The sequence below is a fragment of the Streptomyces sp. NPDC101110 genome, assembly GCF_044759525.1.
GTDB lineage: Bacteria > Actinomycetota > Actinomycetes > Streptomycetales > Streptomycetaceae > Streptomyces.
The window spans coordinates 100,828-127,237 of the sequence record NZ_JBIVZM010000016.1 but is presented as its reverse complement, the minus strand read 5'-3'; the positions used below and the strand labels follow the sequence as shown (position 1 = coordinate 127,237).

Annotated in this window: 22 protein-coding genes; 6 read left to right on the top strand and 16 right to left on the bottom strand. The window is 70.7% G+C overall.

Annotation, left to right across the window (positions count from 1 at the left end; genetic code table 11):
• Positions 1–34: 34 nt before the first annotated feature.
• The 6 genes from ACIQU3_RS31505 to ACIQU3_RS31480 form a co-directional block, all read right to left on the bottom strand.
• On the bottom strand, positions 35–721 hold the full coding sequence (locus ACIQU3_RS31505; RefSeq protein ID WP_391256667.1) for a 4'-phosphopantetheinyl transferase superfamily protein: 687 nt from the start codon (positions 719–721) through the stop codon (positions 35–37).
• Positions 718–1,614 (bottom strand): metallophosphoesterase family protein, encoded by an 897-nt coding sequence (locus ACIQU3_RS31500; protein WP_403739201.1) that lies wholly within the window; start codon positions 1,612–1,614, stop codon positions 718–720. The genes ACIQU3_RS31505 and ACIQU3_RS31500 overlap by 4 nt, the downstream gene beginning before the upstream one ends.
• Entirely contained in the window at positions 1,595–4,534 is a 2,940-nt protein-coding gene (locus tag ACIQU3_RS31495; RefSeq protein ID WP_403929006.1) for an AAA family ATPase, read from the bottom strand. Before ACIQU3_RS31495 ends, ACIQU3_RS31500 begins: the two co-directional genes overlap by 20 nt.
• Positions 4,535–4,831: 297 nt before the next feature.
• Positions 4,832–7,690, bottom strand: coding sequence for an AAA family ATPase (locus ACIQU3_RS31490; RefSeq protein ID WP_403929003.1), 2,859 nt, complete (start codon positions 7,688–7,690; stop codon positions 4,832–4,834).
• 128 nt (positions 7,691–7,818) lie between these two features.
• The gene (locus ACIQU3_RS31485; RefSeq protein ID WP_403739192.1) at positions 7,819–8,565 is read right to left on the bottom strand and encodes a thioesterase II family protein; all 747 of its coding nucleotides are present in this window, start codon (positions 8,563–8,565) and stop codon (positions 7,819–7,821) included.
• Between the two features lie 277 nt (positions 8,566–8,842).
• A complete protein-coding gene (locus ACIQU3_RS31480; RefSeq protein WP_391256654.1) occupies positions 8,843–9,601 on the bottom strand; it encodes a response regulator in 759 nt (252 codons plus the stop codon).
• 249 nt (positions 9,602–9,850) lie between these two features.
• Between ACIQU3_RS31480 and ACIQU3_RS31475 the strand changes: the two genes are divergently transcribed.
• The 3 genes from ACIQU3_RS31475 to ACIQU3_RS31465 are packed head-to-tail and all read left to right on the top strand — an operon-like array spanning position 9,851 to position 11,456.
• Positions 9,851–10,072, top strand: coding sequence for a hypothetical protein (locus tag ACIQU3_RS31475; protein WP_403739188.1), 222 nt, complete (start codon positions 9,851–9,853; stop codon positions 10,070–10,072).
• Positions 10,069–10,251, top strand: a complete 183-nt coding sequence (locus ACIQU3_RS31470) for a hypothetical protein (RefSeq protein ID WP_403739185.1) — start codon at positions 10,069–10,071, stop codon at positions 10,249–10,251. The genes ACIQU3_RS31475 and ACIQU3_RS31470 overlap by 4 nt, the downstream gene beginning before the upstream one ends.
• 47 nt (positions 10,252–10,298) lie before the next feature.
• On the top strand, positions 10,299–11,456 hold the full coding sequence (locus ACIQU3_RS31465) for a sensor histidine kinase (RefSeq protein WP_403739184.1): 1,158 nt from the start codon (positions 10,299–10,301) through the stop codon (positions 11,454–11,456).
• Between the two features lie 483 nt (positions 11,457–11,939).
• Here the strand turns inward: ACIQU3_RS31465 and ACIQU3_RS31460 are convergent, their stop codons facing one another.
• On the bottom strand, positions 11,940–13,268 hold the full coding sequence (locus tag ACIQU3_RS31460) for a class I SAM-dependent RNA methyltransferase (RefSeq protein ID WP_403929000.1): 1,329 nt from the start codon (positions 13,266–13,268) through the stop codon (positions 11,940–11,942).
• A 121-nt stretch (positions 13,269–13,389) separates the two neighbouring features.
• Positions 13,390–15,441, bottom strand: coding sequence for an APC family permease (locus ACIQU3_RS31455; RefSeq protein ID WP_403739050.1), 2,052 nt, complete (start codon positions 15,439–15,441; stop codon positions 13,390–13,392).
• A 648-nt stretch (positions 15,442–16,089) separates the two neighbouring features.
• Here ACIQU3_RS31455 and ACIQU3_RS31450 point away from each other — a divergent pair.
• The gene (locus ACIQU3_RS31450; protein ID WP_094053911.1) at positions 16,090–16,761 is read left to right on the top strand and encodes a TrkA family potassium uptake protein; all 672 of its coding nucleotides are present in this window, start codon (positions 16,090–16,092) and stop codon (positions 16,759–16,761) included.
• On the top strand, positions 16,761–17,435 hold the full coding sequence (locus tag ACIQU3_RS31445) for a TrkA family potassium uptake protein (protein WP_234846512.1): 675 nt from the start codon (positions 16,761–16,763) through the stop codon (positions 17,433–17,435). Before ACIQU3_RS31450 ends, ACIQU3_RS31445 begins: the two co-directional genes overlap by 1 nt.
• 81 nt (positions 17,436–17,516) lie before the next feature.
• On the opposite strand, the gene ACIQU3_RS31440 is transcribed toward ACIQU3_RS31445, so the two are convergent.
• The 8 genes from ACIQU3_RS31440 to ACIQU3_RS31405 all read right to left on the bottom strand — a co-directional run bounded on the left by ACIQU3_RS31440 (position 17,517) and on the right by ACIQU3_RS31405 (position 25,699).
• Complete coding sequence (locus ACIQU3_RS31440) at positions 17,517–18,248, bottom strand: DUF3159 domain-containing protein (protein WP_361118523.1); 732 nt, start codon at positions 18,246–18,248, stop codon at positions 17,517–17,519.
• A gap of 3 nt (positions 18,249–18,251) precedes the next feature.
• Positions 18,252–18,650 carry an OB-fold nucleic acid binding domain-containing protein gene (locus tag ACIQU3_RS31435; protein WP_403739043.1) on the bottom strand — a complete coding sequence of 133 codons (399 nt, stop codon included), beginning with the start codon at positions 18,648–18,650 and terminating at the stop codon, positions 18,252–18,254.
• A gap of 255 nt (positions 18,651–18,905) precedes the next feature.
• Positions 18,906–19,586, bottom strand: a complete 681-nt coding sequence (locus ACIQU3_RS31430) for a response regulator (protein ID WP_403928997.1) — start codon at positions 19,584–19,586, stop codon at positions 18,906–18,908.
• Positions 19,583–22,126, bottom strand: a complete 2,544-nt coding sequence (locus tag ACIQU3_RS31425; RefSeq protein ID WP_403928994.1) for an ATP-binding protein — start codon at positions 22,124–22,126, stop codon at positions 19,583–19,585. Before ACIQU3_RS31425 ends, ACIQU3_RS31430 begins: the two co-directional genes overlap by 4 nt.
• A 182-nt stretch (positions 22,127–22,308) precedes the next feature.
• Positions 22,309–23,484 (bottom strand): alginate lyase family protein, encoded by a 1,176-nt coding sequence (locus tag ACIQU3_RS31420; RefSeq protein ID WP_403739034.1) that lies wholly within the window; start codon positions 23,482–23,484, stop codon positions 22,309–22,311.
• Positions 23,485–23,713: 229 nt separating this feature from the next.
• Positions 23,714–24,466, bottom strand: a complete 753-nt coding sequence (locus ACIQU3_RS31415) for a DUF3710 domain-containing protein (RefSeq protein ID WP_366714289.1) — start codon at positions 24,464–24,466, stop codon at positions 23,714–23,716.
• 1 nt (position 24,467) lies between these two features.
• Positions 24,468–25,037: a dUTP diphosphatase gene (dut, locus tag ACIQU3_RS31410; protein ID WP_403739237.1), complete on the bottom strand. Its 570-nt coding sequence runs from the start codon at positions 25,035–25,037 to the stop codon at positions 24,468–24,470.
• A 77-nt stretch (positions 25,038–25,114) separates the two neighbouring features.
• Positions 25,115–25,699 carry a PaaI family thioesterase gene (locus ACIQU3_RS31405; RefSeq protein ID WP_403739030.1) on the bottom strand — a complete coding sequence of 195 codons (585 nt, stop codon included), beginning with the start codon at positions 25,697–25,699 and terminating at the stop codon, positions 25,115–25,117.
• A gap of 58 nt (positions 25,700–25,757) precedes the next feature.
• On the opposite strand from ACIQU3_RS31405, the gene ACIQU3_RS31400 reads away from it, so the two are divergent.
• Positions 25,758–26,213, top strand: a complete 456-nt coding sequence (locus ACIQU3_RS31400) for a DUF3093 domain-containing protein (protein ID WP_403739023.1) — start codon at positions 25,758–25,760, stop codon at positions 26,211–26,213.
• Positions 26,214–26,410 lie beyond the last annotated feature (197 nt).

Genomic DNA, 26,410 nt, shown 5'->3' with positions numbered 1-26,410 from the left:
AACCGGCGTCCGCTTTTTGTGGGCGGGCGAATCCTTACGGGCGGGCGGGCTCCTGGGCCTCCAGCGCGATCGCGGTGACGAGCAGGCCGTCCCGGGCGAGCCAACGGCCGGTGAAACCCGTCAGCGGTTTCCCGTCGGGCAGCCGCCCCGGACGCAGGATCCGCGCCGAGAACATCCCGGACGATCCGCCGGCACCGCTGAAAGTGATCTCCGCGTCATCGAAGTCGATCTCTCGCCGGGTGAGGGGGAACCAGGTCTTGTAGACGCACTCCTTGGCGCTGAAGAGCAAACGGTCCCGGTGCACGGGACCGGCCGTCCCCGGGGCGAGCGCCCACGCGGCCTCACGGGGCAGCGCGATCGCCCCCAGCACCCCGTCGGGGAGCGGCCCGTCGGGCTCCGCGTCAATGCCGACCGCCAGGACGTCGTCGGCCTTGGCCAGCGCCGCGGCCCGGTAACCCGCACAGTGGGTCATGCTTCCCACCACACCCCGCGGCCACTGCGGCACGTTGCGCATCCCCGGCAGCACCGGCGAGGGCGGCAGCCCCAGACCGGCGAGCGCCTGCCGCGCGCAGGCCCGTACGGTCGCGAACTCCGCGCGCCGTTCAGGCACCGAGGATCCGATGAGGGCCGCCTCCTGCGGGTACAGGGCAGTCTCCGGCCTCTCCCCGTCCTCGAAGGCTTCCGCGCAGACGACCGTCTTCGGCATCAGTTGGCTGATCATGCCGGCCCTTTCAGTCGGTCGGCAGTGCCCTGAGGGGCCGCGGTCTCCGGTGTGAACGGAGCGATCCGGCGCAACAGGCCTCGTGGGTGGCCCCGTTTGCGCCACTCGCGCGGATAGCCGATGGAGACCTCCTCGAAGCGGACCCCGTCGTACCAGGTGGTACGCGGAATGTGCAGATGCCCGTAAACGACGGCGGCGGTGTTGAAGCGTCTGTGCCAGTCAGCGGTCAGCTCGGTGCCGCACCACTGGGCGAATTCCGGGTGCCACAGGACGTCCGTGGGCTGCCGCACCAGCGGGAAGTGGTTCACGAGGACGAGGGGCAGGCCCGGGTCGTGCGCCGCCAGCCGGCGTTCGGTCTCCGCCACGCGCGCCCGGCACCACGCGGCCCTGCCGGGATAGGGGTCGGGATGGAGCAGGAACTCGTCCGTGCACACCACGCCCGCTTCATAGGCGCGCGCCAGTGACTCCTCCTCGGTCCGCGCGCCGGGCGCCCGGAAGGTGTAGTCGTAGAGCACGAAGAGCGGGGCGACTGCGAGGGGCCCTCCCGGCCCGTCCCACACCGGGTAGGGGTCCTCGGGCGTGACCACGCCGAGACTTTCGCAGAGTTCCACCAGATGCCGGTAGCGGGCTTCGCCGCGCAGTTGGACCGGATCCTCGCGCGGCGTCCACAGTTCGTGGTTGCCCGGCGCCCAGATCACCTTGGCGAACCGGTCGGCCAGCATACGCAGTGCCCGTTCGATGTCCTGCGTCAGTTCGGCGACGTCTCCGGCCACGATCAGCCAGTCTCCGTCGCCCTCAGGGCGCAGGGATTCTGTGATCGGCCAGTTGTCGGCCATCCCGACGTGCAGATCGCTCACGGCGAGGAGTTGTCGTTCATGCACAGTCGGCGACATCGAAGTCCAAAGTGGTCGGCAGGTCCTGTCGGCGCCTGATGTTGATCTTCCGGTAGACCCGGGTGAGATGTTGCTCCACCGTGCTGACGGTGATGAAGAGCTTGCTGGAGATCTCGCGGTTGGTGTGGCCGAGCGCGGCCAGCCTGGCCACCCGGCGTTCGGCCTCCGTCAGGGCCTCCTCCGCGCGGATCCCGGTCCCGGTGCTGGGTTCCGGCTCTTTGGGCAGGGCTTCGGGGCCGGCCGGGGCGACCCGGGCGGGGGCGACGCGGGCCGCGGCGGGCCGGGGAGACCGGAACAGCTCGTACGCGCCGCAGATGTCGGCCACCTGCCCCGCCTGCCGGACCAGTCCACGTCCCTTGGCCGGTGCGCCGAGCCGCTTGTAGGCGTGGCCGAGGTCGGTCATCGCCAGGGCCATGGTGTACGAGTCACCGACGTCGCGGAGCAGTCGCACGGCTTCCTCCAGCAGGGCGGGCCGTTTCGAGAGGGGACGGGTGGCGGCCAGCACCCGCAGAGCGGCGCCCCGGGTGCGCAGATGTTTGGGATGCGTGCGCGACAGTTCGTCGTTCACCAGGGCGGCGGCCCGTTCGGGATCCTGCAGCTTCAGCCAGGTCTGCGCCGCGCCGGTGCGCCACGGCACCAGGGCGGGAGAGTCCATGCCCCAGGCCATCATGAGTTCGCCGCACCGCAGGAAGTCGGCGAGAGCGGCGTGGTGACGCCCGGTCTGCAGCTGTAGCCCCGCACGCGCGTGGAGGTAGGACAGTCCGTAGCGGGTCCTGAACATCGCGTCGGGTACCGGTCGTTCGAGCAGTTCCGCCGCCGCCTTGTGGTGCCCCATGCGGGTGTGGGCCTCCACCAGCGCCGACAGGGGCAGTCCGATGCCGACGCCCCAGCCGTGCGCGGGCAGCCGCGCCAGCGATGCCTCGGCTCGCTCCGCTGCCGCGGTGAGATTGCCCTGCCGCAGGAAGATGTGCGCCCGGATGGCCATGAGCATGGCCATGGCGCGCTTGCCGCGGGCCTGCCCCAGCAGCCGGTCGCACCAGCGGGCCGAGGAGTCGAGCAGATCGCTGAGGATGAGGACTCCCAGCGCGGCCAGCAGCATCTCGGCGGTGGTCTCGGTCAGCATGATGGACCGCAGGCTCTGCTCGGCGTCTGCCACCGCCGTCGTCTCCGACCGCAGACCCAGTACGGAGTTCAGCGCCCCGAAGACCCGTACCCGGGCGCGGGCCGCGGCACCCGGGGCGGGTTTCGTCGGGGCGGATGCGGTCGTGGTGAGTACGGCCGGGGTGGGGTGAGTCGCCATGGACTTCGGCGGCATGGATCCGGTCGCCGTGGTGGGCGCGGACGCGGTGGCCGCCTCCGGTTCCGGACGCGGCTCGACGTACGGAGCCCGGTCGTTCTCCGTGAGGGCGTCCGGATATGTACCGGCCACCTGCCACCGGGTTGCCCTGACCTCGTCGTCCAGGCGCGGTGCGTGCGTCTCGGCGGCGGTCGTCGCCTGCCGCAGGGCGGCGGTCGCCTCGTCCACGTACCCGTACCACATGAGCTTGGGGACCAGCCGCAGGGTGTAACTGACCGGCAGCCGGCCGTCGCGGGCCGGCAGGGCCAGTGACCGCACCTGTTGGGCGGCGGTCGCTGGCTGGTGCCCCCAGTTGAGTTCGGCCAGTTGGGCCCGGATGGACAACCGGGTCGGCTCGTCCCGGCAGCAACGCTCGGCCATTTGCAGGCACCGCACCCCGAAGTCCGGCTCACCCCCGGCCGGTGCCTGGCGGGCGGCCTCCTGAAGGACCTCCCACACCCATGCCTCGTCCACCGGCCCCCGCAGGTCCTGGGCCAGAAGCTGAGTCGCGACGCGCACGGGGTCGGCACCGCTCCGGTGCAGCAGTTCGGCCGCGGAATAGTGCAGCCGCGCGGCCTCCTCGGTCGGCAGGTCGTCCAGTACCGCCTGCCCCATCGCTTCGTGATGGAACTGCCGTCCGCGCAGGATGCCCGCGTCCTCCAGGGCGGCCGCGGCCGACCGGATCGTCCGGTCCTCGACTCTGAGCAGCAGAGTCACGTTCGGCGAGGTTGGGGGCTCCCGGAGCAGCGCGATACCGCGTGCGACGGCCATGGCGTAGGGGCCACTGCGCTGCACACAGCGCAGCACGGCCTGCCGGAAGAAGTCACCGGCCTGCGGTGTCCCGCCGCCCCGGCGGGTGGGCGACACCAGGATCCGGTCCGCGGCGAGCGCCTTGAGCAGCGTGGGATTGCCGCCCGTGGCCCGGTGGAATTCCGGGGCCAGGTGAGCGGCCTCGGTGGCGGGGAGCCGGTCGGCGAGCAGCCGGCCGACGTCCTCGACGCCGAGCGGTCCGAGCCGCATACGCAGCACACGATCCGGTTCCGGCGACGCGTCGGCGGAGAAGACCTCCCCGGTCGGCGCGGGCCCTTCCGTCACCACCACGGACAGCCCGGAGAACCCGGAGTGTCGCAGGAGGTACTGCAGGACCTGGCGGGACTGGGCGTCCGCGAACTGGATGTCGTCGACGGTGATCAGCACCCGCCCGGCAGCGGCCGGTGCGCCGAACTCGCGCGTCAGTTCACGCAGTACTCGCAGCGGGACCTGGGAGGCGGGCGCGGAGGGCGCCGCGGCTTCGGAGCGGTCCGGGTCGGTCCGGTGCTCCTGCTGGGGCTCGGCCGGCATGCCCTGCTGGAGCTGTTCCAAGACGGCGTACGGCAGGTCCTGTTCCGTGGGCGCCGCCACGGCGCTCACGACGGTGACCCGGTTCGCCGCGGCGAAGTCCGCGACCGCATGGAGGAGTTCGGTCTTGCCCATGCCGGCCGCGCCGCTGATGACCGCGAGGCGGGGGCCGGGTCTCGCCGTCCTGGAGTCCGCCTCGAGAAACTCGCGGAGCCGCGCCGTTTCCTCGCCCCGATACACCGTCATGGCCACGTGTCCTTCCCTCCGTCGCTCACGGGTGGCGACGAGATACGGACACGCCAGCGGTCGGCTGGTCCTGCCTGCACGTCGTGCTTCCCCGTTGCGATGTGCGCTGCGGCGGCCGGGACCGCTGTCCCGGCCGAGGCCGGGATCCGACTGCCACTGCGCTTCCCCGTTGCAATGCCCGCGGTGCGGGAGTACTGCGCCCCTTTCGTTCCGCGGCGGTCTGGCGGAACGGGGGTGACCGGATGGTCAGCTCCGGTCAGGACACCTGGCTGGTGTCGAGGTCAGGTACAGATGCGGTTAGTTGCGGCTGCCGGTTCCACAGCACGTCACCTCCATCGGAACCAGATCGGCGACTGTTTGCCTGCCGTTCAGCGCGAACTGGGCGTCGCCACCGCCTGCCAGCCGGGTCGAGAGGTCGCGTCGCCTGTTGACCTTCAACTTCCGGTAGATGCGCGTCAGATGCTGCTCCACGGTACTCACGGTGACGTACAGCCTGGCCGCGATCTCCCGGTTCGTGTTGCCGTGGGCCGCCAGCACGGCCACCCGGCTCTCCGCCTCGGTCAGCGCGGCCGTGTCCTGCGGCAGCACGGGCTCGTGACGCGGCGCCTCCCGTTCGGGGTCCGTGCCGCCCGGTATCAGCTGGCGGCAGAGCGGCTCGGCGCCACACGACTTGGCCACCTGCCACGCCTTGCGCACGAGCATCCGGGCTCGATTCACATCGTCCATCGCCCGATACAGGCGCCCCAACTCTCCCAGGCACAATGCTAGTTGCAGCCGGTCACCGCCGTTCTCCAGTATCTCCACCGCCTCCTGGAGCTGCTGGAGGCCGCGGCGGCCCTCGCCGGTCGCGCCGACCAGCCGCAGAGCCGTGCCGCGCGCCCGGTCAGGACTGCTCAGCAATTGTTGCTCGGCCAGGCTCCGGGCCTTCTCGGGGTGGCCGAGGGCCAGCCAGGTCTCCGCCGCGTCGAGCCGCCACGGCACCAGCTCGGGAGCGTCGATACCCCACTCCTCAAGGGCCTCGCCACAGGCGAGGAAGTCCCCGAGAGCGGCGTGGTAGCGGCCGATGGCCAGGTTCCAGCGGCCCCGGGCACGCGCGTAGTGCAGGCCGGGCAGGGTGTGCCGGAACACCTCGGGCACGGTCTGGCCGAGCAGGCTCTCCGCCTCATCGAACTGCCCCATGCCGGTGTGCGCCTGGATCAGCGTGGCGAGTGGGAAGGCACGGGCGAGGGACCAGCCCCGCGGCCCCAACTGCCGCAGCGCCGCTTCGGCGTGCACCCTCGCCCCGGGCAAGTCACCCTGGCGCAGGGCCGTCTCGGCCCGTACGGAGGTGAACAGGGCCTGCCAGGGCCGGGCGTGGTGGGCTGCTGATTCGTTGAGCAATCGCTCGCACCAGGGAGCGGCGAGATCCAGCCGGCCGGCGTACACCAGCGCCCAGAGGGCGAGGGCCAGGGGCTGCACATAGCCGTCGTCGAGCCGGTAGCGCTGAAGCACCCGGGTGGCCTCGGCGACCGCGTCCGCGCGCCTGCTCTCCGACAGGGCGGCCGCCACCGCGGAGGAGGCGTGCAGGTGGGCGATCTCCGCGTCTCCCGCGAGGGTGTCTGCGGGCCCCGGGCGCATCGGCTCCTCGTCGCCGGGCTCCATGTCCAGCGAGGGGCTGAGTACGGTCAGCCAGCGGCGGGCGGCGGTCAGGGCCGTCCGTTCCTCGCGCCCGGACCAGCCTTCGGTGCCTTCGAGGGCCTCCAGCACCTCTCCCGCCTCATGCAGCTGGCCCGACCAGGCCAGATATGAGAGGGACACCACGAGGTCACCGGGCGAGAGCCTGCCCGCCTTCGCGTCCAGCAGGAGCGTCGAGGCATCGATGTCGACGGCCGCCGGATCAGTGCGCCAGACGACACCGGCCAGTTTGACGGTGAGCGAGGCGCGCACCCGGTCGTCCCGGGAGGAGTTCCGGGCGAGGGCGAGGCAGCGGTGGGCGAAGTCCATGTCGCCGTCGGCCAGGGCGTAGTCGGCGGCCTCCTGGAGCACTGGGACCGCCCAGAGGTCCGCCGTGTCCCGGGCCGCGACGAGGTGGTGTGCGATGTCGTACGCGGCCGAGCCGTCCTGGTGCAGGAGTTCGGCGGCCTGGGTGCGCAGCCGCGAGAGGCGGTCCGCCGGCATGGCGTCCCGTACCAAGGACGCGGCGTGCTCGTCGCGGAAGCGGCCTTCGCTCAGGAGCCCGCACTGGCCGAGGTCGGCGACGGCCTGCTCGGCATCCCTGAGGTGGAGGCCGAGGAGGCGGCTGAGCAGCCCCGGCCCGGTGTGCGCCCCGAGGACGGCGATGCCCCGCGCGATCTCCAGCGTTTCGGGCCCGCACCGGTGCAGGCAGTCGATGACGGCTTGTGCGTAGTTGTCGCCTCGTACGAGCGGCTGGTACGGGTCGCCCGCCTCGGTGGCGGTGAGGCGGTCCTCGACCAGCGCCCGGAGCAGCAGCGGGCTGCCGCCGGTGATGTCGTGCAGTTCCGGGGCGAGGCGCGCGGCTGTCGACGGCGTGAAATGTTCACTGAGCAGTCCTACGGTCCCCATCGGCGACAGCAACTTCAGTCGCAGCAGTGTGCAGTGGGGCAGGTGCGCGAGTTCCGTGTGGAATCCCCGCTTCCCCGCATCGAGTCTGGCGGGTTCGGTCAGGATGACCAGCATCCGGACGTGGCGAATGCGGCGGGTCAGATAGAGCAGAAACCGAAGTGAGGCCTGATCGCTGTCATGCACGTCATCAACTGCGATCACCACGAGGTGATCCTTGGCCAAGTCGAGGAGAACCGCGCTCAGCTGAGGCATGGCCAGCATCTGGTCGTGGACCGATGACTCGCCCCCGGCCACTCCGTCGATCAGCCGGGCCACTTCCGCGTGGCCCCCCGGGGCCAGCGGCGCGCTCGCGAAGATCCTGCCGAGGAGGCCGAACGGCCGGGCACGCTCGGCCTGGACCCCTGCCGTGTCCAGCAGGAGCGCGCCCTCCGCCAACGCTTGGTCGGCGCAATGCATCAACAGCGCTGATTTCCCACTGGCGACCGCACCGCTGAGCAGTGCGACCTGCCCCTGCCCCTCACCCGATTTTTCCAGGAGCTCTCTCAGCAGGGCCCGCTGCTTTTCCCGCTCGACATAGTGCGTGTCCAGGAACATATTCCTCCCCCGAGGCGCCGGGGCTTTCGCAAGGAAAGGGAAAGCCTGGCGGTAAATGCTTTGTCAATGAACGCGATCCGCAAAACCCTCGCGCGCCTGGTCATGCGGGCGCGGGTCTGCGCAGTCGGCTAGAGCAGACAGTCGGAAACGATTCCGCCGACCTGCTCCAGGTGATCGGCCAGGAAGAAGTGGCCGCCCGCGAACGTGTGCAGTTCGAAGTCACCGGTGGTGTGCTGCCGCCACGCGGCGGCCTCTTCCGCGCTCGTCCGTACGTCGGTGTCACCGGTGAGCACGGTGATCGGCGCGCGCACCTTGGCGCCCGGCTCGACCCGGTACGTCTCGATCGCGGTGTAGTCGCCCCGGATGGCCGGCATCGCCATCCGGAGGAACTCCTCATCGGCGAGGATCCGGGCATCAGTGCCACTGAGCAGGCGCATCTCGGCGATGATGCCGTCGTCGTCGCGCTTGTGGACCGTCTCTTCACGGTGCGTGGAAGGCGCGCGCCGCCCTGAGGCGATGATCCTCCGCGGAGTGAATGCCGGATCCCGCTCCAGCCGTCGCGCCACCTCGAAGGCGAGCGTCGCCCCCATGCTGTGGCCGAAAAGGACGGTGGGCAGTTCGAGCCACGGCTGAAGAGCCGACGCGATCTCGTCGGCCAGCTCTCCCAAATCCGTGAGACAGGGTTCGGACCGTCGGTCCTGACGTCCCGGGTATTGCACCGCGAGAACATCCGTATCGGGAGCTACCGTCCGGGTCATGGGAAAGTAAAAAGATGCTGAGCCACCCGCGTGCGGCAAGCAGACGAGACGGGTCCTGGCCTGCGAGGCCGACCGGAACCGTACCAGCCAGGGCGTGTTGGTTATAGATTGAATCATTGGCTGCCGTTCCACCTTCAATTAAGTGCTCGGTGCGACGTACTCGCCGATGGCAGCAATATTAGGCAGCATGATCAAAGTAGGGGGTACCCCTATTAGGGGCTGCGCGGTCACGTGGAGGGGTTGCGACACCCCGGCACTGGGGATGGCGCAGGGGTCCGGAGGCGCATAGGCCGAGTTCCACGAGGGGATGTGCCCCCTCGGGGTGACATTAAGACGGCGCGGACGTGATTTACGCCACGCCCGCCCCTCGGGGGTCCTCAACCTCAAATGAACCTCAACGGTAGGGGTTCGGGCCGTCCCGTGACGTGCGGTCAGAGGGGTGCGCAAGCCCCCGCTGGTAGGCGTAGCGCACGGCGTCGGCCCGGTTGCGCGCGTTGATCTTGGCGAACGCGTTGTTGATGTGCGTCTTGACCGTCGTCTCCTCGATGAAGAGCGTCGAGGCGATCTCCCCGTTGCTCAGACCCTGGGCGATCAGCTTGAGCACATCCACCTCGCGGCCAGTCAGACCGTCGGGGTTGACCCGGCGCCTGGCCGGGGCCGGGGCGGACGGCGGCTGCGGGGACTGGCTCGGGGTGACCGCAGGCGCCGCGGGCACGCTGAGCGCCGCGGCCAGCCGGCGGGTCACCGCCGGATCGAAGGTCGACTGACCCTGGGCGGAGCTGCGGATGGCCACCGCGATCTGCTCCTGGTTGGCGTCCTTGGTCAGATAGCCGCACGCCCCAGCGTTGAGCGCGTCGACGAGGGACTCGTCGTCGGCGAACGTCGAGAGCACCAGCACGGCCACGTCCGGGTGTTCCGACAGAATCCGCCGGGTGGCCTCCGCACCGCCCATGCCCGGCATTCGCAGGTCCATGAGCACCACCCGAGGCGAGGTCTCACTGGCCAGGCGAACCGCCTCCGCGCCGTCGGCCGCGCCTCCCACCACCTCGATGTCATCCATCAGATCGAGCAACGACATCAGACCTTCACGAACGATGTGCTGATCATCCACGACCATGACGCGAATCCGCGCCGAACCGGGCTCAGCATCCACGCCTGCGACCCCCACACCTCTTGCGGTCCGAGCGCGGGCGCCGAACCAGGCGTCCCCCGCTTTCCTTCGGCGACCCAACCTACCCGCAATCCACGGACCGGCCAGACCGCGTGGGCGACCGCCGGGAGGGTCACTGCGCAGGCCGGGGAGGACCCGACCGAGGATCTCCGCCCTGATCTCCACCACAGGGTGGGCCCGCGGCACGGTCCCTCGTTCCTACCCTCTGGGCATTCCCCGGAAGGAACGCATATGAGCCTGGCCCTCGACCTCGATACGGTCATGACCATCCTGTTGATCCGCTTCGCCCTGATCGTCGGCGCCATCGCAGTGCTCGTGATCATCGCCTTCGCGATCTTGATCGGTCTCAAGCGAAGCGGCCATCTCGGCGCCCTCAGAAGGCGGGTGGAGCACATCGTGCGGGATCGGCGCCGGGCCCTGGACCGCATCACCAAGGACGGTGGCCGCTCATGAGCGGGACGGTTCGGGCGGCGCGGTCGGCCATGACCGTCCAGGCAGACGGCGAGGAAGCGGGAGACATCCTCTTCGCGGTGCTGCTGGACCGACTGTGGAAGATGGGCATCGTGGTGGCAGCGGTTATCCTCGTGCTGACCGCCATGATCATCATCTATCGGAGAACGGGCCCCAAATAGGCTCGCCCATGCATCCCGGGGCCGTCGCGCGACATCGTTGGAGCAAGGTGAACAAGGCACCCGCACGCGGTAGTTGGCGCATCGTGGACCGGCTGGCGCCTGCCTGGCTCGTGGTGCAGTTCCTTGGCACGGCCGTGCTCGTCGTGGCCATAGTCACGGCCAGGGAGGACACGCTCTGGGTCTGGGGCGTGTACGCGGCGAGTCTGTTGTGCTGGACCCTGTTCATGGTCCTGCACCCCGTCCGGCCCGAGGCCGCCAATGCCATGCTGGCGACGAGCGCACTGCTGCCGGCCCTGGTGGTGGGGTACTCCGACGACGCGACCGCGGTGATCATGCTGTGCGTACTGCTCGGCAGATTCACCTCGATGATCACCTCCTCCGCGCGCACCCTCACGGTCGTGACGTGCGCGTGCCTGGTGGCCATCTGGGTCAGCTGCATGGCGGCGGGGCAGCCGCTCACATACGTGCTCGGCTACACGATGCTGGCCCTCGTGCTGACGCTGTTCGGCCTCAACCGGCGCCAGTACGAGGGCCGGGCCAGGCAGGCCGAGCAACTGCTGGCGCAGAACCAGCTGATCCAGCAGGAGCAGGCCCGGGCTGCCGCGCTCGCTGAACGCAGCAGGATCGCACGGGAGATGCACGATGTACTCGCACACTCCCTGGGCGCGCTGAGCGTCCAGCTCAAGGTCGCCACCGCACTGATAGAGAAGGGCGACTCGGCCGGGGCGCTGGCCCGGGTGCGCCGGTCCAACCGGCTGGCGGACGAGGGCCTGGTCGAGGCGCGGAACGCGGTGGCGGCCCTGCGGGGGGATGTGCCCTCGCTCCCCGAGGCACTCAAGAGCCTCGCCGGGCAGCACCGTTCGAACCACCTCAGCGAGGTCCACGTGGACATCGTGGGCGAACTGCGGCCACTCTCTCCGGCGGCCACGGTCTCGCTGGTCCAGACGGCACGCGAGGCGTTGACCAACGCCGCCAAGCACGCCCCCGGCGAGACCATCGGGGTGACGGTGGAGTACCGCGCGGACGCGCTGCGGCTCACCGTGGAGAACGCCACGCCGACTTCGAGTCTCCCCGACCCTGACCACGCGCCCGGCTACGGCCTCACGGGCATGAGGGAACGCCTGGCCCTCGTCGGCGGCTCCCTCGTCGTGAACCGCCTAGACGGGGACACGCGGTGGGCGGTGACCGCCGAGGTGCCCGAGTGAGGCGGTGACGGAACGCCGTCACACCTGCCCCGCCCGGGTGGGCCGACCGCTTACGTGGCGCGAATCGCGCGCCGGTCCCGCCGATGGGCGGGGGGCCGTTCTCGGCCGAAACTCATAGGGTCGATTTCTCGCGCCTTTCGTTGAACCGAGTGAGCGCCGTGACTGACCTTCCAGGGTGGACCAGTTGACCTCGGCCACACCGAAAGTTCCACACGCCGCGGCTACCCGCTCTTGCGTGGCCGACCCTCCTCGGAGTCGTGGGACCGCCCTGCCCTCGCCGCCACTCCTCCGACGCAGTCGTCGCCGAAGGCGGTGGGTGAGCCACAGGGCCATCCCAACTCAGAGCGGCTTTGATACGCCTGACACCTCATCAGGAAGTGCGTCAAGCGTGCGTCAGACGCGCGTCACATGCGTCGCTCGTGCGTCAAGACATCGCCCGTAACGCCCACAGCGCACATCATGCACACCAGGCAAAACCGCAGGTCAGTGCCCCTTCCCAGCAGGCTCAAGGATCGCCACGCACTCCACATGATGCGTCATCGGAAACAGATCGAACGCCCGAAGCGTCCGCACCCGGTAGCCGCCGTCCCGGAAGTACCCCAAGTCCCGGGCCAGCGCCGCCGGATCGCACGCCACGTACGCGATGCGCCGGGCACCCAGCGACGACAGATGCTCCACTGTCTTGCGGCCCGCCCCGGCCCGGGGCGGGTCCAGTACGACCAGGTCGACCTCCGTGATGCCCGTACGCGGCAGCACGCTCTCGACCTTGCCCTGCTCGATGCGGACGCGCTCGAAGTCAGCCAGGTTGTGCCGCGCGTCCTCCACCGCCCGCTTGCCCGACTCGATGCCGAGGACCGCGCCCTGGTCGCCGACCCGGTCGGCGAGCGCGCCCGCGAAGAGGCCGACGCCGCAGTACAGGTCGAGCGCCATGTCGCCCTTGCGCGGCAGCAGGCCCTGCATAACCGCGGTCACCAGGGTGTCCGCGGCCTTCGGGTGGACCTGCCAGAAGCCGCCGTTGCCGACGCGGTGCGTGCGGCCGTCCGCCCGTTCGCGGACGAAGGGGCGGCCGTGCACCCGGTGGACACCGCCGGAACGCTCGTCCACGCGCAGGACGGAGACGGGGCGGTCGAGTTCGACGAGCGGGAGGCGCGCGCCCGGCTTCGGGGTGAGGATCACCTGGCGGTCCTGGGAACCCGTCGCCGCGATCGCCTCGACGGAGTCCATGCCGGTCCAGGACCGCTTCTCGATGCCCAGCTCGCTGACGCCCTCCGCGGCGATCATGCAGTGGTCGATCGGCTCCACCTCGTGCGAGCGGTGCCGGCGCAGGCCCGCCCGGCCGTCGGCGGTGACGGCGTACTGCACACGGGTGCGCCAGGCCGGGACCTGGCCGGCCGGCACCTTGTCGCCCTCGGCGGGCAGCACCGTGCCGTCCCAGCCGGCCTCCTCCGGGGTGAGCCCGGCGAGGCGCTGGAGCTGTTCGGCGATGACGTCGGCCTTCAGGCGCCGCTGCGCCCCGGGCTTCGCGTGCTGCCAGTCGCAGCCGCCGCAGCGGCCGGGGCCGGCGAACGGGCAGGGCTCGTCGATGCGGTCCTTGGAGGCGTCGAGCACCGTCACCGCGTCAGCGCGCAGGAACCGCGCGCCCTCCTCGCCCTCCGTCACACGCGCCACGACCCGCTCGCCGGGCAGCGCGTGCCGTACGAACAGCACCTGGCCCTCGGACGTGCGGGCGATGCAGTGACCGCCGTGGGCGACGGGGCCGACCTCGACCTCGTACTCCTCCCCCACCAGCGACTTCCTCGGTTCTGCCTGCATGGCGGGGTGACTCCAAAACACGTGAGGGGGAAGGGCCGAACGGAAACGGCCGGACAACAGCCCACCAGTCTACGTGGCTGTCACCCGGCCCTTTCACACGAGCCGTCGTCCGGGGAGATCCTCAGGACTTGTGCTCGGAGGACTCCTTCGACCGCACCTGCGCGGGCCCCCGCCGCACCGAGCCGGGCGCGTTCCAGTCCTGCTGCCTGCGGGCCCGCCGCTTGGCGGCCTCGGAGGACTGCAACTGGTACGGCACCGAGGTCACCATGATCCCGGGCGTGAACAGCAGCCGGCCCTTGAGCCGCAGGGCGCTCTGGTTGTGCAGCAGGTGCTCGTACCAGTGGCCGACCACGTACTCCGGGATGATCACGGACACCGCGTCGCGCGGGGACTCCTTGCGCAGGCTCTTGACGTATTCGATGATCGGCCGCGTGATCTCGCGGTAGGGCGAGTCCAGGACCTTCAGCGGTACGTCGATGCCGCGCCGCTCCCATTCCTCGCGCAGCGCCTTGGTCTCCGCCGGGTCGACGTTGACGCTCAGCGCCTCCAGGGTGTCCGAGCGCATCAGCTTGGCGTAGGCCAGGGCGCGCAGCGTCGGGCGGTGGATCTTGGAGATCAGCACGACCGAGTGGACCCGCGAGGGCCGTACCAGGTCGTCGGTGGGGCCCTCGGGGGCGGCGATCTCGGCGGCGACCCGGTCGTAGTGCTTACGGATGGCCGTCATCGTCACGTAGAAGATCACCATGCCGAGCAGGGCGACCCAGGCTCCGTGGGTGAACTTGGTGAGGAGGACGACGACCAGCACGAGGCCGGTGAAGAAGGCACCGAAGGCGTTAATGGCGCGGGAGCGGATCATGTGGCGGCGCTTGGCCTGGTCCTTCTCCGTGGCCAGGTGGCGGTTCCAGTGCCGGACCATGCCGGTCTGGCTGAGCGTGAAGGACACGAACACGCCGACGATGTACAGCTGGATCAGGCGGGTGGAGTCGGCGCCGTAGATGCCCACCAGCAGTGCGGCCGCGCCGGCGAGGAGCACGATGCCGTTGGAGAAGGCCAGCCGGTCGCCGCGGGTGTGCAGCTGGCGTGGCAGGTAACGGTCCTGGGCGAGGATCGAGCCGAGCAGCGGGAAGCCGTTGTAGGCGGTGTTGGCCGCGAGGAACAGCACCAGCGCCGTGGCCGCGGCCAGGATGATGAACAGGAAGCTGCCCTTGCCGAAGACGGCCTCGGCGACCTGGGAGATCACCGGGTTCTGCACGTAGTCGGGGCCGAGCGGGACGCCGTTGTGGATGAGGTCCTTGGCCGGGTTCTCGGCCATGCGGACGTCGGTCGCGGCGGCGAGCGCGATGATGCCGCAGAACATGGTGACGGCCAGCAGGCCCATCATGGCGAGGGTGGTCGCGGCGTTCTTCGACTTGGGCTTGCGGAAGGCCGGGACACCGTTGGAGATCGCCTCGACGCCGGTGAGGGCGGCGCAGCCGGAGGAGAAGGCGCGCAGCAGGAGAAAGACCAGCGCGAAGCCGGCCAGGCCCTGGTGCTCGGGCTTGATGACGTAGTCCGCCGTCGGTGCCCGCATGGTGTCGTCCAGGACCAGTCCACGGAAGGCGCCCCACGCGATCATGGTGAAGACGCCGAAGACGAAGACGTACGTCGGGATCGCGAACAGCGAGCCGGACTCCTTCACCCCGCGCAGGTTCATCAGCGTCAGCAGCACGATCACGCCGATCGCGCAGAGCACCTTGTGCTCGACCACGAAGGGGACCGCGGAGCCCAGGTTCTCGATGCCGGAGGAGATCGACACGGCGACGGTGAGGACGTAGTCCACGAGCAGGGCGCTCGCGACCGTGAGGCCGGCCTTGGGGCCGAGGTTGGTGTTCGCCACCTCGTAGTCGCCGCCGCCGCTCGGGTAGGCGTGCACGTTCTGCCGGTAGGAGGCGACCACGGTGAACATGAGCACGACGACCGCAACGGCGATCCACGGGCTGAAGTGGTACGCCGTCACTCCCGCGATCGACAGGACCAGCAGCACCTCGCCGGGCGCGTACGCCACGGAGGAGAGCGGGTCGGAGGCGAAGACGGGGAGTGCGATGCGCTTCGGCAGGAGCGTTTCGCCCAGCCGGTCACTGCGCAGTGCGCGCCCGATCAGGATCCGTTTGGGCACGTCGGTCAGTTTGGACACAACAGAGGATCGTAGGCGTTCGATTGCCGGGGCGCCCACCCGCCACCCCCCATCGGCGTTCCGTCTGCTCTCCGAGTGAATTCAGAGGCGCATGCGGCTGAGGATTCCGCAGGTCACCCGCTTCCCATGCCTATATGACTAAGCCCCGTCCGTTTCCGGCCCGTTGCCGTCCCTGGAGGTCCCATGCACACCCCCGCCCAGCTGATCGGCGCCGCGGCCACCCTCATCGCCCTCGGAATCCTGACCCTGGCGAGTGTGCGCAGCATCAGCCGCCGCAACGACGTCTCGTCCGGGGCGCGCTAGCGTTCGGGGCCGGGCGGCTGCTCGGACCGCTCCCGCTCCCCCTCGGTTCCCCCTGGCCCTCCGCCGCCCCGCTCCGCGGCTCCCGCTCTCCTGACTCACGACGGCCGCCGGCCCGGCCGCCGGCAGGCAGGGCCTCGGCAACGCCCTCGGCTTTGCGGATACGTTGGACTCGGGCAGTTGAACGCGGCACCGCCCCCGGAGGGCATCATGGCGTGATTCCACCGGCATGATGTTGCCCGGCGGCCCGCTCGCGGGTCGCGACGCGATGCCGGGCGAGCCGAGAGAGAGACATGAGCACGACATTCATGAGGCCCAGAGGGCTTGCAGGAAGCGCGGTGTGACGCGATGCATATTGTGATCATGGGTTGCGGAAGGGTGGGTTCCGCACTGGCCCAGAACCTGGAGCAACAGGGGCACACGGTCGCAGTGGTCGACCAGGACCCCACGGCCTTCCGCCGGCTGGGCTCCTCGTTCGGCGGCCGCCGGGTCACCGGTGTCGGCTTCGACCAGGACACCCTGCGCGAGGCGGGCATCGAGGAGGCCGGCGCCTTCGCCGCCGTCTCCAGCGGTGACAACTCCAACATCATCGCCGCCCGTGTGGCCCGCGAGATGTTCGGCATCGAGAACGTCGCCGCCCGCATCTACGACCCCCGCCGCGCGGAGGTCTACCAGCGCCTGGGCATCCCCACCGTCGCGACCGTCCGCTGGACGGCCGACCAGATGCTGCGCCGTCTGCTCCCCTCCGGCGCCGAGCCGCTGTGGCGCGACCCCACCGGCGGTGTCCAGCTCGCCGAGGTGCACACCTCCACCGCCTGGGTCGGCCACAAGATCAGCCGGATCCAGGAGGAGACCGGCGTGCGCGTTGCGTTCCTGACCCGGCTCGGCGAGGCGGTCCTGCCCACCTCGCAGACGGTGCTGCAGGAGGGCGACCTGGTGCACGTGATGATGCGCACCGACGAGGTCGACAAGGTCGAGGCGGCGTTCGCCAAGGGTCCCGAAGAGGAGGGCGGTCACTGATGAGGGTCGCCATTGCCGGAGCCGGCGCCGTCGGCCGCTCGATCGCGGGCGAACTGCTGGAGAACGGCCACGAGGTCCTCCTGATCGACAAGGCGCCGACGGCCATCTCGGTCGAACGCGTCCCGCAGGCCGAGTGGCTGCTGGCCGACGCCTGCGAGATCACGTCCCTGGACGAGGCGGCGCTCCAGCGCTGCAACGTCGTGATCGCCGCGACCGGCGACGACAAGGTGAACCTGGTCGTCTCGCTCCTGGCCAAGACGGAGTACGGCGTCCCCCGTGTCGTCGCCCGGGTGAACAACCCCAAGAACGAGTGGCTGTTCAACGAGTCCTGGGGCGTGGACGTCGCCGTCTCCACTCCGCGGCTGATGTCGGCCCTGGTGGAGGAGGCGGTGAGCGTGGGCGACCTGGTCCGTCTGCTCCGCTTCAGCCACGGCGACGCCAACCTGGTCGAGCTGACCCTGCCGGAGGAGTCGGCCCTGGCGGGCACGCAGGTCGGCGACGTCGACTGGCCGCAGGACACGTCCCTGGTGACGATCATCCGCGGCAACCGCGTCCTGACCCCGTCCCGGGAGGACTCCCTGGAGGCGGGCGACGAACTGCTCTTCGTGGCCGCCCAGGCCCGCGAGGAGCAACTGGAGGACCTGCTGTCCGTACGACGCGACGCGGCGAGCTGAGCCGGTCTCCGGCCGAACGGAAGCGAACGGACAGGGGCGTCCCGAGTACTCGGGACGCCCCTGTCCGTCAGCGGTGGAGGGTCACTGCTCCGCGGACCGCGCGGCGGCCTGCCGCTCGCGCTCCTCGGCCGCCTTCTCCTCCGCCTCCATCTCCGCGAACACGTCGATGGGCGCGGGCGCCTTCGCCAGGAACACCCAGGTCAGGTACACCGCGAGCAGGAACGGCGGGATCTTCAGGGCGACCAGGACCCAGCCCAGCTGCGTGGTGTCGGCCCACCAGTACAGCGGGAAGAGGATCGCGCACTTGGCGAGCAGGATCGCGCCCCACGCGTAGCTGGCCTTCGCGTACGCCTTCTTGCGGCCCGGGTTCCGGGTGCGCCAGGAGAGGTTCTCCTTGAAGACCGGGCCGAGGATCAGCCCGATCAGCGGCACCCCGCACAGGGTGGTGACGATGTAGGCGAGGCCCAGTCCCAGCGTGTAGAGCATGCCGGGCAGGTAGAAGTCCTTGGCGTTGCCGGTCATCATCGCGAAGACGACACCGAAGGCCACGCCGAAGACACCGCTGAAGGCGTGCTTGACGGTGTCCTTCATCACCAGCCGGACCACGACCAGCACCAGCGACACGGCCAGCGCTGCGATCGCCGACAGGTGCAGGTCCTTGTTGATCGTGTAGATGGTGACGAAGAGGAGGCCGGGGACCACCGTCTCCACCATGCCCCGCACGCCGCCGAACGCCTCGAACAGGGCGGCCTCGGTCACCGCCCGGGCGTCGTCCGCAGATGTCTCTTCGGTCGGCTTGTCGAGCGACGTCACCGGCTACTCCCGTCCGAGGGGTCTCAGTTCGTACTTGGGATTGAACAGCACCCGGCGGCCCCGGCTCATCGAGATCCGGCCCGACGCGATCAGCTTGCGCCCGGGCTCTATCCCCACGATGGAGCGCCTGCCGAGCCACACCACATCCAGCGCGGCGGAGCCGTCGAACAGCTCGGCCTCCAGGGCGGGGACTCCGGCGCGCGGCCGAAGGGTGACCGTGCGCAAGGTACCAGTAACCGTCACTATCTCGCGGTCCTGACAGTCACCGATCCGGATGCAGCCGGCCGTCTCGCTGTCCTCCCGCAGTTCCTCGGACTCCAGGTCCTCCTGCGACGAGGAGAGCCGGTCGAGCATGCGCCGGAACCGGCCCACCGGCTTTTCGGAACGAGGAACAGCACTCATATCTGAAGCGTACCGGGGCGTGCCGACATCTCCGTAGCCCTGTGGAGACCACCCCCGTTGACCAGGCACGCCCCCACGCCTCGAAGCCACATCCCATCCCCGGCTCCGTGATACCGCATCCCCCGGGGGGCAACCCCCGGACCCCCGGCCGTCGGCCACGCCCCTCACTTCTCGAAGCGGTACCCCATCCCCGGCTCCGTGATACCGCATCCCCCGGGGGGCAACCCCCGGACCCCCGGCCGTCGGCCAAGCCCCTCACTTCTCGAAGCGATACCCCATCCCCGGCTCCGTGATGAAGTGCTTCGGATGTGCGGGGTCCGCCTCCAGCTTCCGTCGCAACTGCGCCATGTACACGCGCAGATAGTTGGTCTCCGTGCCGTACGACGGCCCCCACACCTCCTGGAGCAGCTGCTTCTGCCCGACCAGGCGGCCGCTGTTGCGCACCAGGACCTCCAGCAGATGCCATTCGGTGGGAGTGAGCCGCACGTCCTTGCCGCCCCGGTCGACCTTCTTCGCGGACAGGTCGACGGTGAACTCACCGGTGTCGACGATCACATCGCCCTCACCCCGGGCCGGCTCGGCCCGGCGCACCGCGGCCCGCAGCCTGGCCAGCAGCTCGTCCATGCCGAACGGCTTGGTGACGTAGTCGTCCGCTCCCGCGTCCAGCGCCTCGACCTTCTCGTCGGAGGAGTGCCGGGCGGACAGCACCAGGATCGGCACCCGGGTCCAGCCCCGCAGTCTGCTGATCACCTCGACGCCGTCCATGTCGGGCAGCCCCAGGTCGAGGACGACCACGTCGGGGTGACGGGCGGCGGCGAGCCGGAGCGCGGTGGCCCCGTCGTGGGCCGCGTCGACCTCGTAGGTGCGTGCCTTGAGGTTGATCACGAGGGCGCGCACGATCTGCGGCTCGTCGTCGACCACCAGGACACGGGTCATGAGGCCTGCCTTTCCGGTTCTGCCGCGTGGTGGGGCTCCGGGCGCATCCCCGCCGCGCGGAGGGTGAGGACCATGGTCAGCCCACCGCCGGGGGTGTCCTCGGTGTTCAGGGTGCCGCCCATGGCCTCGGCGAAGCCGCGCGCCACGGCGAGCCCGAGACCCACCCCGGCCCCGCGCGGGGCGTCGCCGTGCCGCTGGAACGGTTCGAAGATGCGATCCTTGGCCGCGTCGGGAACGCCCGGCCCCCGGTCGACGACCCGCACCTCGACCCGGTCGGCGAGCGCACTGGCGGCGACCAGCACGGGCGTGCCGGGCGGGGCGTACTTGACGGCGTTCTCCACGAGGTTGGCCACCGCCCGCTCCAGGAGTCCGGGATCGACGGCGACCATGGGCAGGCTCTCCGGGACGTCCAGGTCGGCGCTGCCCTCGGGCACGCCGCCGAGCGCCATCGGAACGACCTCGTCCAGGTCGATCTCGCGGATCAGTGGGGTGACGGTGCCGGTCTGGAGGCGGGACATGTCCAGCAGGTTGCCGACGAGGTGGTCGAGACGGTCGGCACCCTCCTCGATACCTTCCAGCAGTTCGGACCGGTCCTCCTCGGACCATTCGACGTCCTCCGAGCGCAGAGAGGTCACGGCCGCCTTGATGCCGGCGAGCGGGGTCCGCAGATCGTGACTGACCGCGGCCAGCAGCGCCGTGCGGATGCGGTTGCCCTCGGCGAGCGCGCGGGCCCGGTCGGCCTCCTCCCGGAGCCGTCGGCGGTCCAGGACGACGGCGGCCTGGGCGGCAAAGGCGGACAGCACCCGGCGGTCCTCCGCGGGCAGCACCCGGCCGGTGAGCGCCAGGGCCATGTGGTCCCCGACGGGCATGTCCACGTCCGCCTGGTCGGGCCGTTCGACGGGACGCCCCGGGCCGACCCGTCCGGCGCAGGTCCAGGGCCCGACGTCGTCGGCCCGTTCCAGCAGGGCCGCCGACTCCATGCCGAAGGTCTCCCGCACCCGTTCCAGCAGGTCCTCCAGGCCGGTCTCGCCGCGCAGCACGTTGCCCGCGAGGAAGGACAGGATCTCGGACTCCGCCCGTAGCCGGGCCGCCTGTTGTGTGCGGCGGGCGGCCAGGTCGACCACGGAGGCCACCGCCACACCGACCGCTACGAAGATCACGATGGCGACGATGTTCTTCGGGTCGGCGATGGTCCAGCGGTGCAGGGGCGGCGAGTAGAAGTAGTTCAGCAGCACGGAGCCAACCGCCGCCGAGGCGAGCGCGGGCAGCAGTCCGCCGAGCAGGGCCGCCGCCACCGTCAACGCCAGGAACAGCAGCATGTCGTTGGCCAGGCCGAGGTCGACGGCGCTCAGCAGCACCGTCAGGACCGGGGGTCCGACGATCCCGACCAGCCAGCCCCACGCCCGCCGGGACCGCCCGAGCCGGGCGCCCCGGGCCACCGGCAGCCCGCGGCCCTTGGCGACCTCGTCGTGGGTGACGATGTGCACGTCCAGGTCGGGGCCGGACTCCCGCGCGACGGTGGCGCCGACGCCCGGTCCGAAGACGTACTGCCAGCTCTTGCGGCGGGAGGAGCCCAGCACGATCTGGGTGGCGTTCACGCCCCGGGCGAAGGCGAGCAGCGCGGCCGGTATGTCGTCGCCGACGACATGATGGAACGTTCCGCCGAGGTCCTCGACCAGCGTCCGCTGCATCGCGAGCTCGTTGGGTGAGGCCGAGGCCAGCCCGTCGCTGCGGGCTATGTAGACGGCCAGCACCTCGCCGCCGGCACCCTTCTCCGCCAGCCGGGCGGCCCGGCGGATGAGCGTGCGGCCCTCGGGACCGCCGGTCAGACCGACCACGATCCGCTCGCGCGAGCCCCAGATCTGCGACACCCGGTGCTCGCTGCGGTACCGGGTGAGATGGGCGTCGACCCGGTCGGCCACCCACAGCAGCGCCAGCTCGCGCAGGGCGGTCAGGTTGCCGGGGCGGAAGTAGTTCGACAGGGCGGCGTCGACCTCGTCCGGCTGGTAGACGTTGCCGTGCGCCAGCCGCCGCCGCAGGGCCTCGGGCGTCATGTCGACCAGCTCGACCTGGTCGGCCCGGCGGACCACCTCGTCCGGCACGGTCTCCCGTTGCCGCACCCCGGTGATCGACTCGACGATGTCGCCGAGGGACTCCAGGTGCTGGATGTTGACGGTGGAGACGACGTCGATGCCGGCGGCGAGCAGTTCCTCCACGTCCTGCCAGCGCTTGGCGTTGCGGGAGCCCGGGATGTTCGTGTGGGCGAGTTCGTCCACCAGGGCGACCTGGGGGCGGCGGGCGAGGACGGCGTCGAGGTCCATCTCGGCGAAGACGCCGCCGCGGTACTCCAGCTCCTTGCGCGGTACCTGCTCCAGGCCGTGCAGCATGACCTCGGTGCGGGGCCTGCCGTGGTGCTCGACGAAGGCCACCACGCAGTCCGTGCCCCGCCCGACGCGGCGGTGGGCCTCGGACAGCATCGCGTACGTCTTGCCGACACCGGGCGCCGCGCCGAGGTGGATCCGAAGCTTGCCGCGTGCCATCGCCCCATTGTCTTCCGGTCCCGTGCCGACTGCGCAGCGTCGACCCTACGGCCGTCCAGCGCCCCGTGCGGCGCCGGGCAGGGGATCCTGGGCACACTTTGACGGAACCCTGACGCTGCCGGTCCACGGCTGGGGCCGGACCGGCAGCGGGGTGCCCGCCCGGCGCCCGGCCGGTCAGGGGGTCAGGCGGGGTTGTCGCCGTGGGTGAGGGTCTCCCAGGCGACGAAGAGGTTGTTGCTGCCGGCCGGGCGGCCTCGCAGGGTGAGCGTCGCGGTGTTGGTCATGGCGTGTCCGAGACGGTTGGCCAGGGCGTTGTGGCCGACCTCGGTGACCGGCCCGAGCCCGAGCTTCAGCGAGCCGCCGCACAGCCAGCCCTCGGCGCCGGCACCGAGCTGGTACCTGGCGTGGAACCCGAGCCCGTGCCGCAGCCGCTCGCCCACGTCGGTGCCGTAGAGGTCCCGGCCCTGGATGCGGCTGGTCTCGGCGACGTGTGAGACGGCGGAGAGGCCGTAGCCGGTGTGGGTGAAGTCGCGGCAGGTCTCCTGGCTGAGGCCGCTCACAAAGGTCGACTGCCCCTGCCAGTACTTGACGATCTTCTCCCGGGTGTTCAGGTTCTGGCTCGGCACGGTCTTCGGCAGCGGGCCGTCGGACTCCAGGTAGACGTAGGCGGCCGTGCGCGTGCGGAACCTCGCCATGGCCTTGTCGTACGACGCCTTGTCCTCAAGGAAGACGGAGATGCCGATCGCGGCCTCCATCATCGACAGCTCCCAGTTGCCGTTGGAGTGGGAGCCGTTGATGATCTCGGGCAGGTAGACGGTGCGGAGCATGGTGGCGAACCGGCCGGAGTTCGCCCAGGTGCCGGTGTAGGTGTACTTGATGATCTCGGCGGCCCTGGGCCAGGAGGAGCCGGCCCAGCCCGTCTGCAGGGGCGCGTTGCTGTCGGTGTGGTCCCTGATCACCGCGGACCAGGCGTCCATCAGCTCGATCGCCTTGCGGGCGTGCCGTTCGTCGCGGGTGAGATACCAGGCGAGGGCGTGGGTGTACGCGGCGATCGCGTCCTCACGCTCGTCGGTGCAGCCGAGATTCGGGTTGGAGTACGAGCCGCATTCGACGACCGCCCGGGGCCTGGGCGTGCGGTTCAGGTCGGCGTACTTGCTCGCCATCATCCGGTCGAAGGCGCCCCTCCAGGGCTGGGCTCCGGCATTGACCTTGGACCGGGCGAAGTCCAACTGGCCCTGCGAGACGGTGACTCCGGGGTGGACGAAGGTGGCGGGGGCACTGGGTGCGGCGTCGGCGGGCCGGGTGAGGACACCGGCGACGAGGGCGGCCGCGGTCGCGAGGAGAGCGGTTCTGCGCATAGGTGGGGGGCCTTCCGTTCTTGTATGTGAACGTGAAGCGCCTTTATGAACAGACGCGTTGGACGGAGACCATAGGTACAGACCAATGGGCCGTCAAGGTCCCGCTCACGAGTTCCGCGCAGGGGGTTCAGGGGTCCCGCGCATGAGGTCCCGCGACGAGGTCCCGCGCATGAGAAAGGGCCGCAAACCCGGCGGGATGCGGCCCTGGTGTCTCTGTGCCTCTGCGTGCTCAGCGGACCTCGGTGATCTCCGGTCCGCGCTGGAGCTGACCCATTCCGCCGGCGAAACGGGAGCCCTCCTCCTGCTGGACACCCTCGGGGACCATCTGGGCGTCGTTCGGCAGCTTCAGGACGATCGGGTCGCGGGGCGCCATCGGGCCCTCGCCGCGGACCACGACCGTGTCCCGGAAGATCTGCTCGAGCAGCCCGGCGGCCTGCGGCTGCACCGCGCCCTGACCCGAGATGACCCCGCGCAGGAACCAGCGGGGGCCGTCCACACCGACGAACCGCACGACCTGGAAGCCGCCGGTGCCGTCCGGCAGCTGCACGGGCACCTGGGCGCGCAGCTCCCAGCCGAGCGGTCCCTCGACCTCGTCGACGATGCCGCCCTGCTGGGTGATTCCGGTGCCGATCTCCTCGCGCACCTCGCCCCAGATGCCCTCGCGCTTGGGCGCGGCGAAGCCCTGCAGCTGGATGGCGCTGTCGCGCAGCACGACCGTCGCCGCCACGATCGCGTCGCCCGCGACCTCGACCCTGAGCTCCATGCCGTCGACGCCCGGCACGAACAGACCGCCCAGGTCGACCCGGCCTTCGCCCGGGTCACGGACCTCGGAGCTGTCCCAGGGGCCGTCGGGGCGCGGCGCGGGCTCCAGCCTCAGGCGCTCGCGCTCTTCGTCCGCCTCGGTGTCGACACCGTCGACGACCTGCTCGGTCTCGCCGGCCGCGTCCTCGGCGGCATCCCTCTTCTTGCGACGTCCGAACACGTCACTGTCCTTCCCGGTCGGATACGACCGAAGCGTATCGATTCCCACCCGCCTGACCGCCCACGGCGGCCTGACCGCTTGTGCCGCTCGTCCCGCCCACCGCGGCGTGACCTCCGGTGGACCCGAAGCCCCCCTCGGCCCGCGCGGAGCCGGGAAGTTCCGCCACCTCCTGGAAGCGAACCCTCTCGACCTGCTGGACCACCAGTTGGGCAATCCGGTCGAAGCGCTCGAACCGCACGGCCTCGCGCGGGTCGAGATTCACCACGATCACCTTGATCTCCCCACGGTACCCGGCATCAACCGTCCCCGGGGCATTCACCAGGGCGACGCCGCAGCGAGCGGCCAGACCGGATCGCGGGTGCACAAAGGCCGCGTACCCCTCGGGCAGCGCCACAGACACGCCTGTGGGCAGTACGGCCCGTTCGCCCGGCTCCAGTTGGCACGCCTCCGTGGTGCGCAGATCGGCTCCGGCGTCCCCGGGCTGCGCATACGACGGAAGCGGCACTTCCGGATCGAGGCGCCGGATCAGTACGTGCAGCGGCGGCCGGCTCGCGGGGCTCGCAGGAGTCACGGGGCTGTCCGGGCCTGCGGTGCCCGAGGGGCTGACGGTCTCCGTGGTGCTCCCGGCGCGCACAGGTCGTTCCGCGCTCACGGGTTCACCTCGAAGGCCCGGGCCCGCCGGACCTGGTCCGGGTCGTTCATGGCAGCCTGGATCTCCTCCTGGCGGCCGTGGTCGACGAAGTGGTCGACCTTCACCTCGATGAAGAGGGCGTCGGCACGCACCGCCACGGGCCCCTCCGGGCCGCCGACGCGTCCGGTCGCGGTGGAGTAGATCTTCCGCCCCGCCACGGCCGTCACCTCCGCCTCCAGGTGCAGGATCGTGCCGACGGGCACGGGCCGCACGAAGTCGGTCTCCAGCCGTCCCGTCACCGCGATCGTGCGCAGCAGCCAGTTCAGCGAGCCGAGGGTCTCGTCCAGCGCGGAGGCGAGCACGCCGCCGTGCGCGAGGCCAGGGGCACCCTGGTGGGCGGGCTGGACGGTGAACTCTGCGGTGAGTGACACGCCGTCACCGGCCCGCGCCTCCAGGTGCAGCCCGTGCGGCTGGTCACCACCACAGCCGAAACACTGGCCGTAGTGCGCGCCGAGGAGCTCACCGGGCGCGGGCGCGTCCGGGTGCCGCACCGGTTGCACGGCGTCGGCCGGGGGCTGAAGAGCCGGGGAAGTACCACTCACAGCCGGAGACCTTACCCGCGCGTCGGCCCCTTCCGGACACCGTGTCAAGCTTGGCTCCATGCAGCTCTCCGCCGCCCCGTACGAAGAACGCCTCACCGCCCCGCGGACCTGGTGGCTGATCTCGTTCCTCGTGGGCGTCTCGATGGCCCTGATCCTGCTCCCCTTCGGCACGCTGCCGACGCTGGGCGGCCTGGCCGGGGGCACCGCGGTCGCGGCCGTCGCCGCGAGTTCCTACGGCTCGGTGCGCATCCGCGTGGTCGGCGACTCCCTGATCGCGGGCGAGGCGAAGATCCCGCTGGCGGCGCTGGGCGAGGCGGAGGTGCTGGACCCGGAGGAGGCCCGCGCCTGGCGCACCTACAAGGCCGACCCGCGCGCCTTCCTCCTGCTGCGCGCGTACATCCCCACGGCCCTGCGCGTGGAGGTCACGGACCCGCAGGACCCGACTCCCTACCTGTACCTGTCCACGCGCGAGCCGGAGCGCCTGGCGGAGGCCCTGCGGACGGCGAAGCCGTAGCACACCCGCGCGGGAGGTCACCCGACCGAAGTGTTGACGAGCCCCGGCCCGGCCTCCGTCCCCGCGCTCATGTCCCGGCACCACCCCCGCGCTCGCCTTCTCGGCACCACCCCCGCGCCCCTTCTCGGCACCGTCCCCCCGCTTGCCTTCTCGGCACCGTCCCCGCGCCCAGCGCCTCAGCGCCTGTCGCCTCGCCC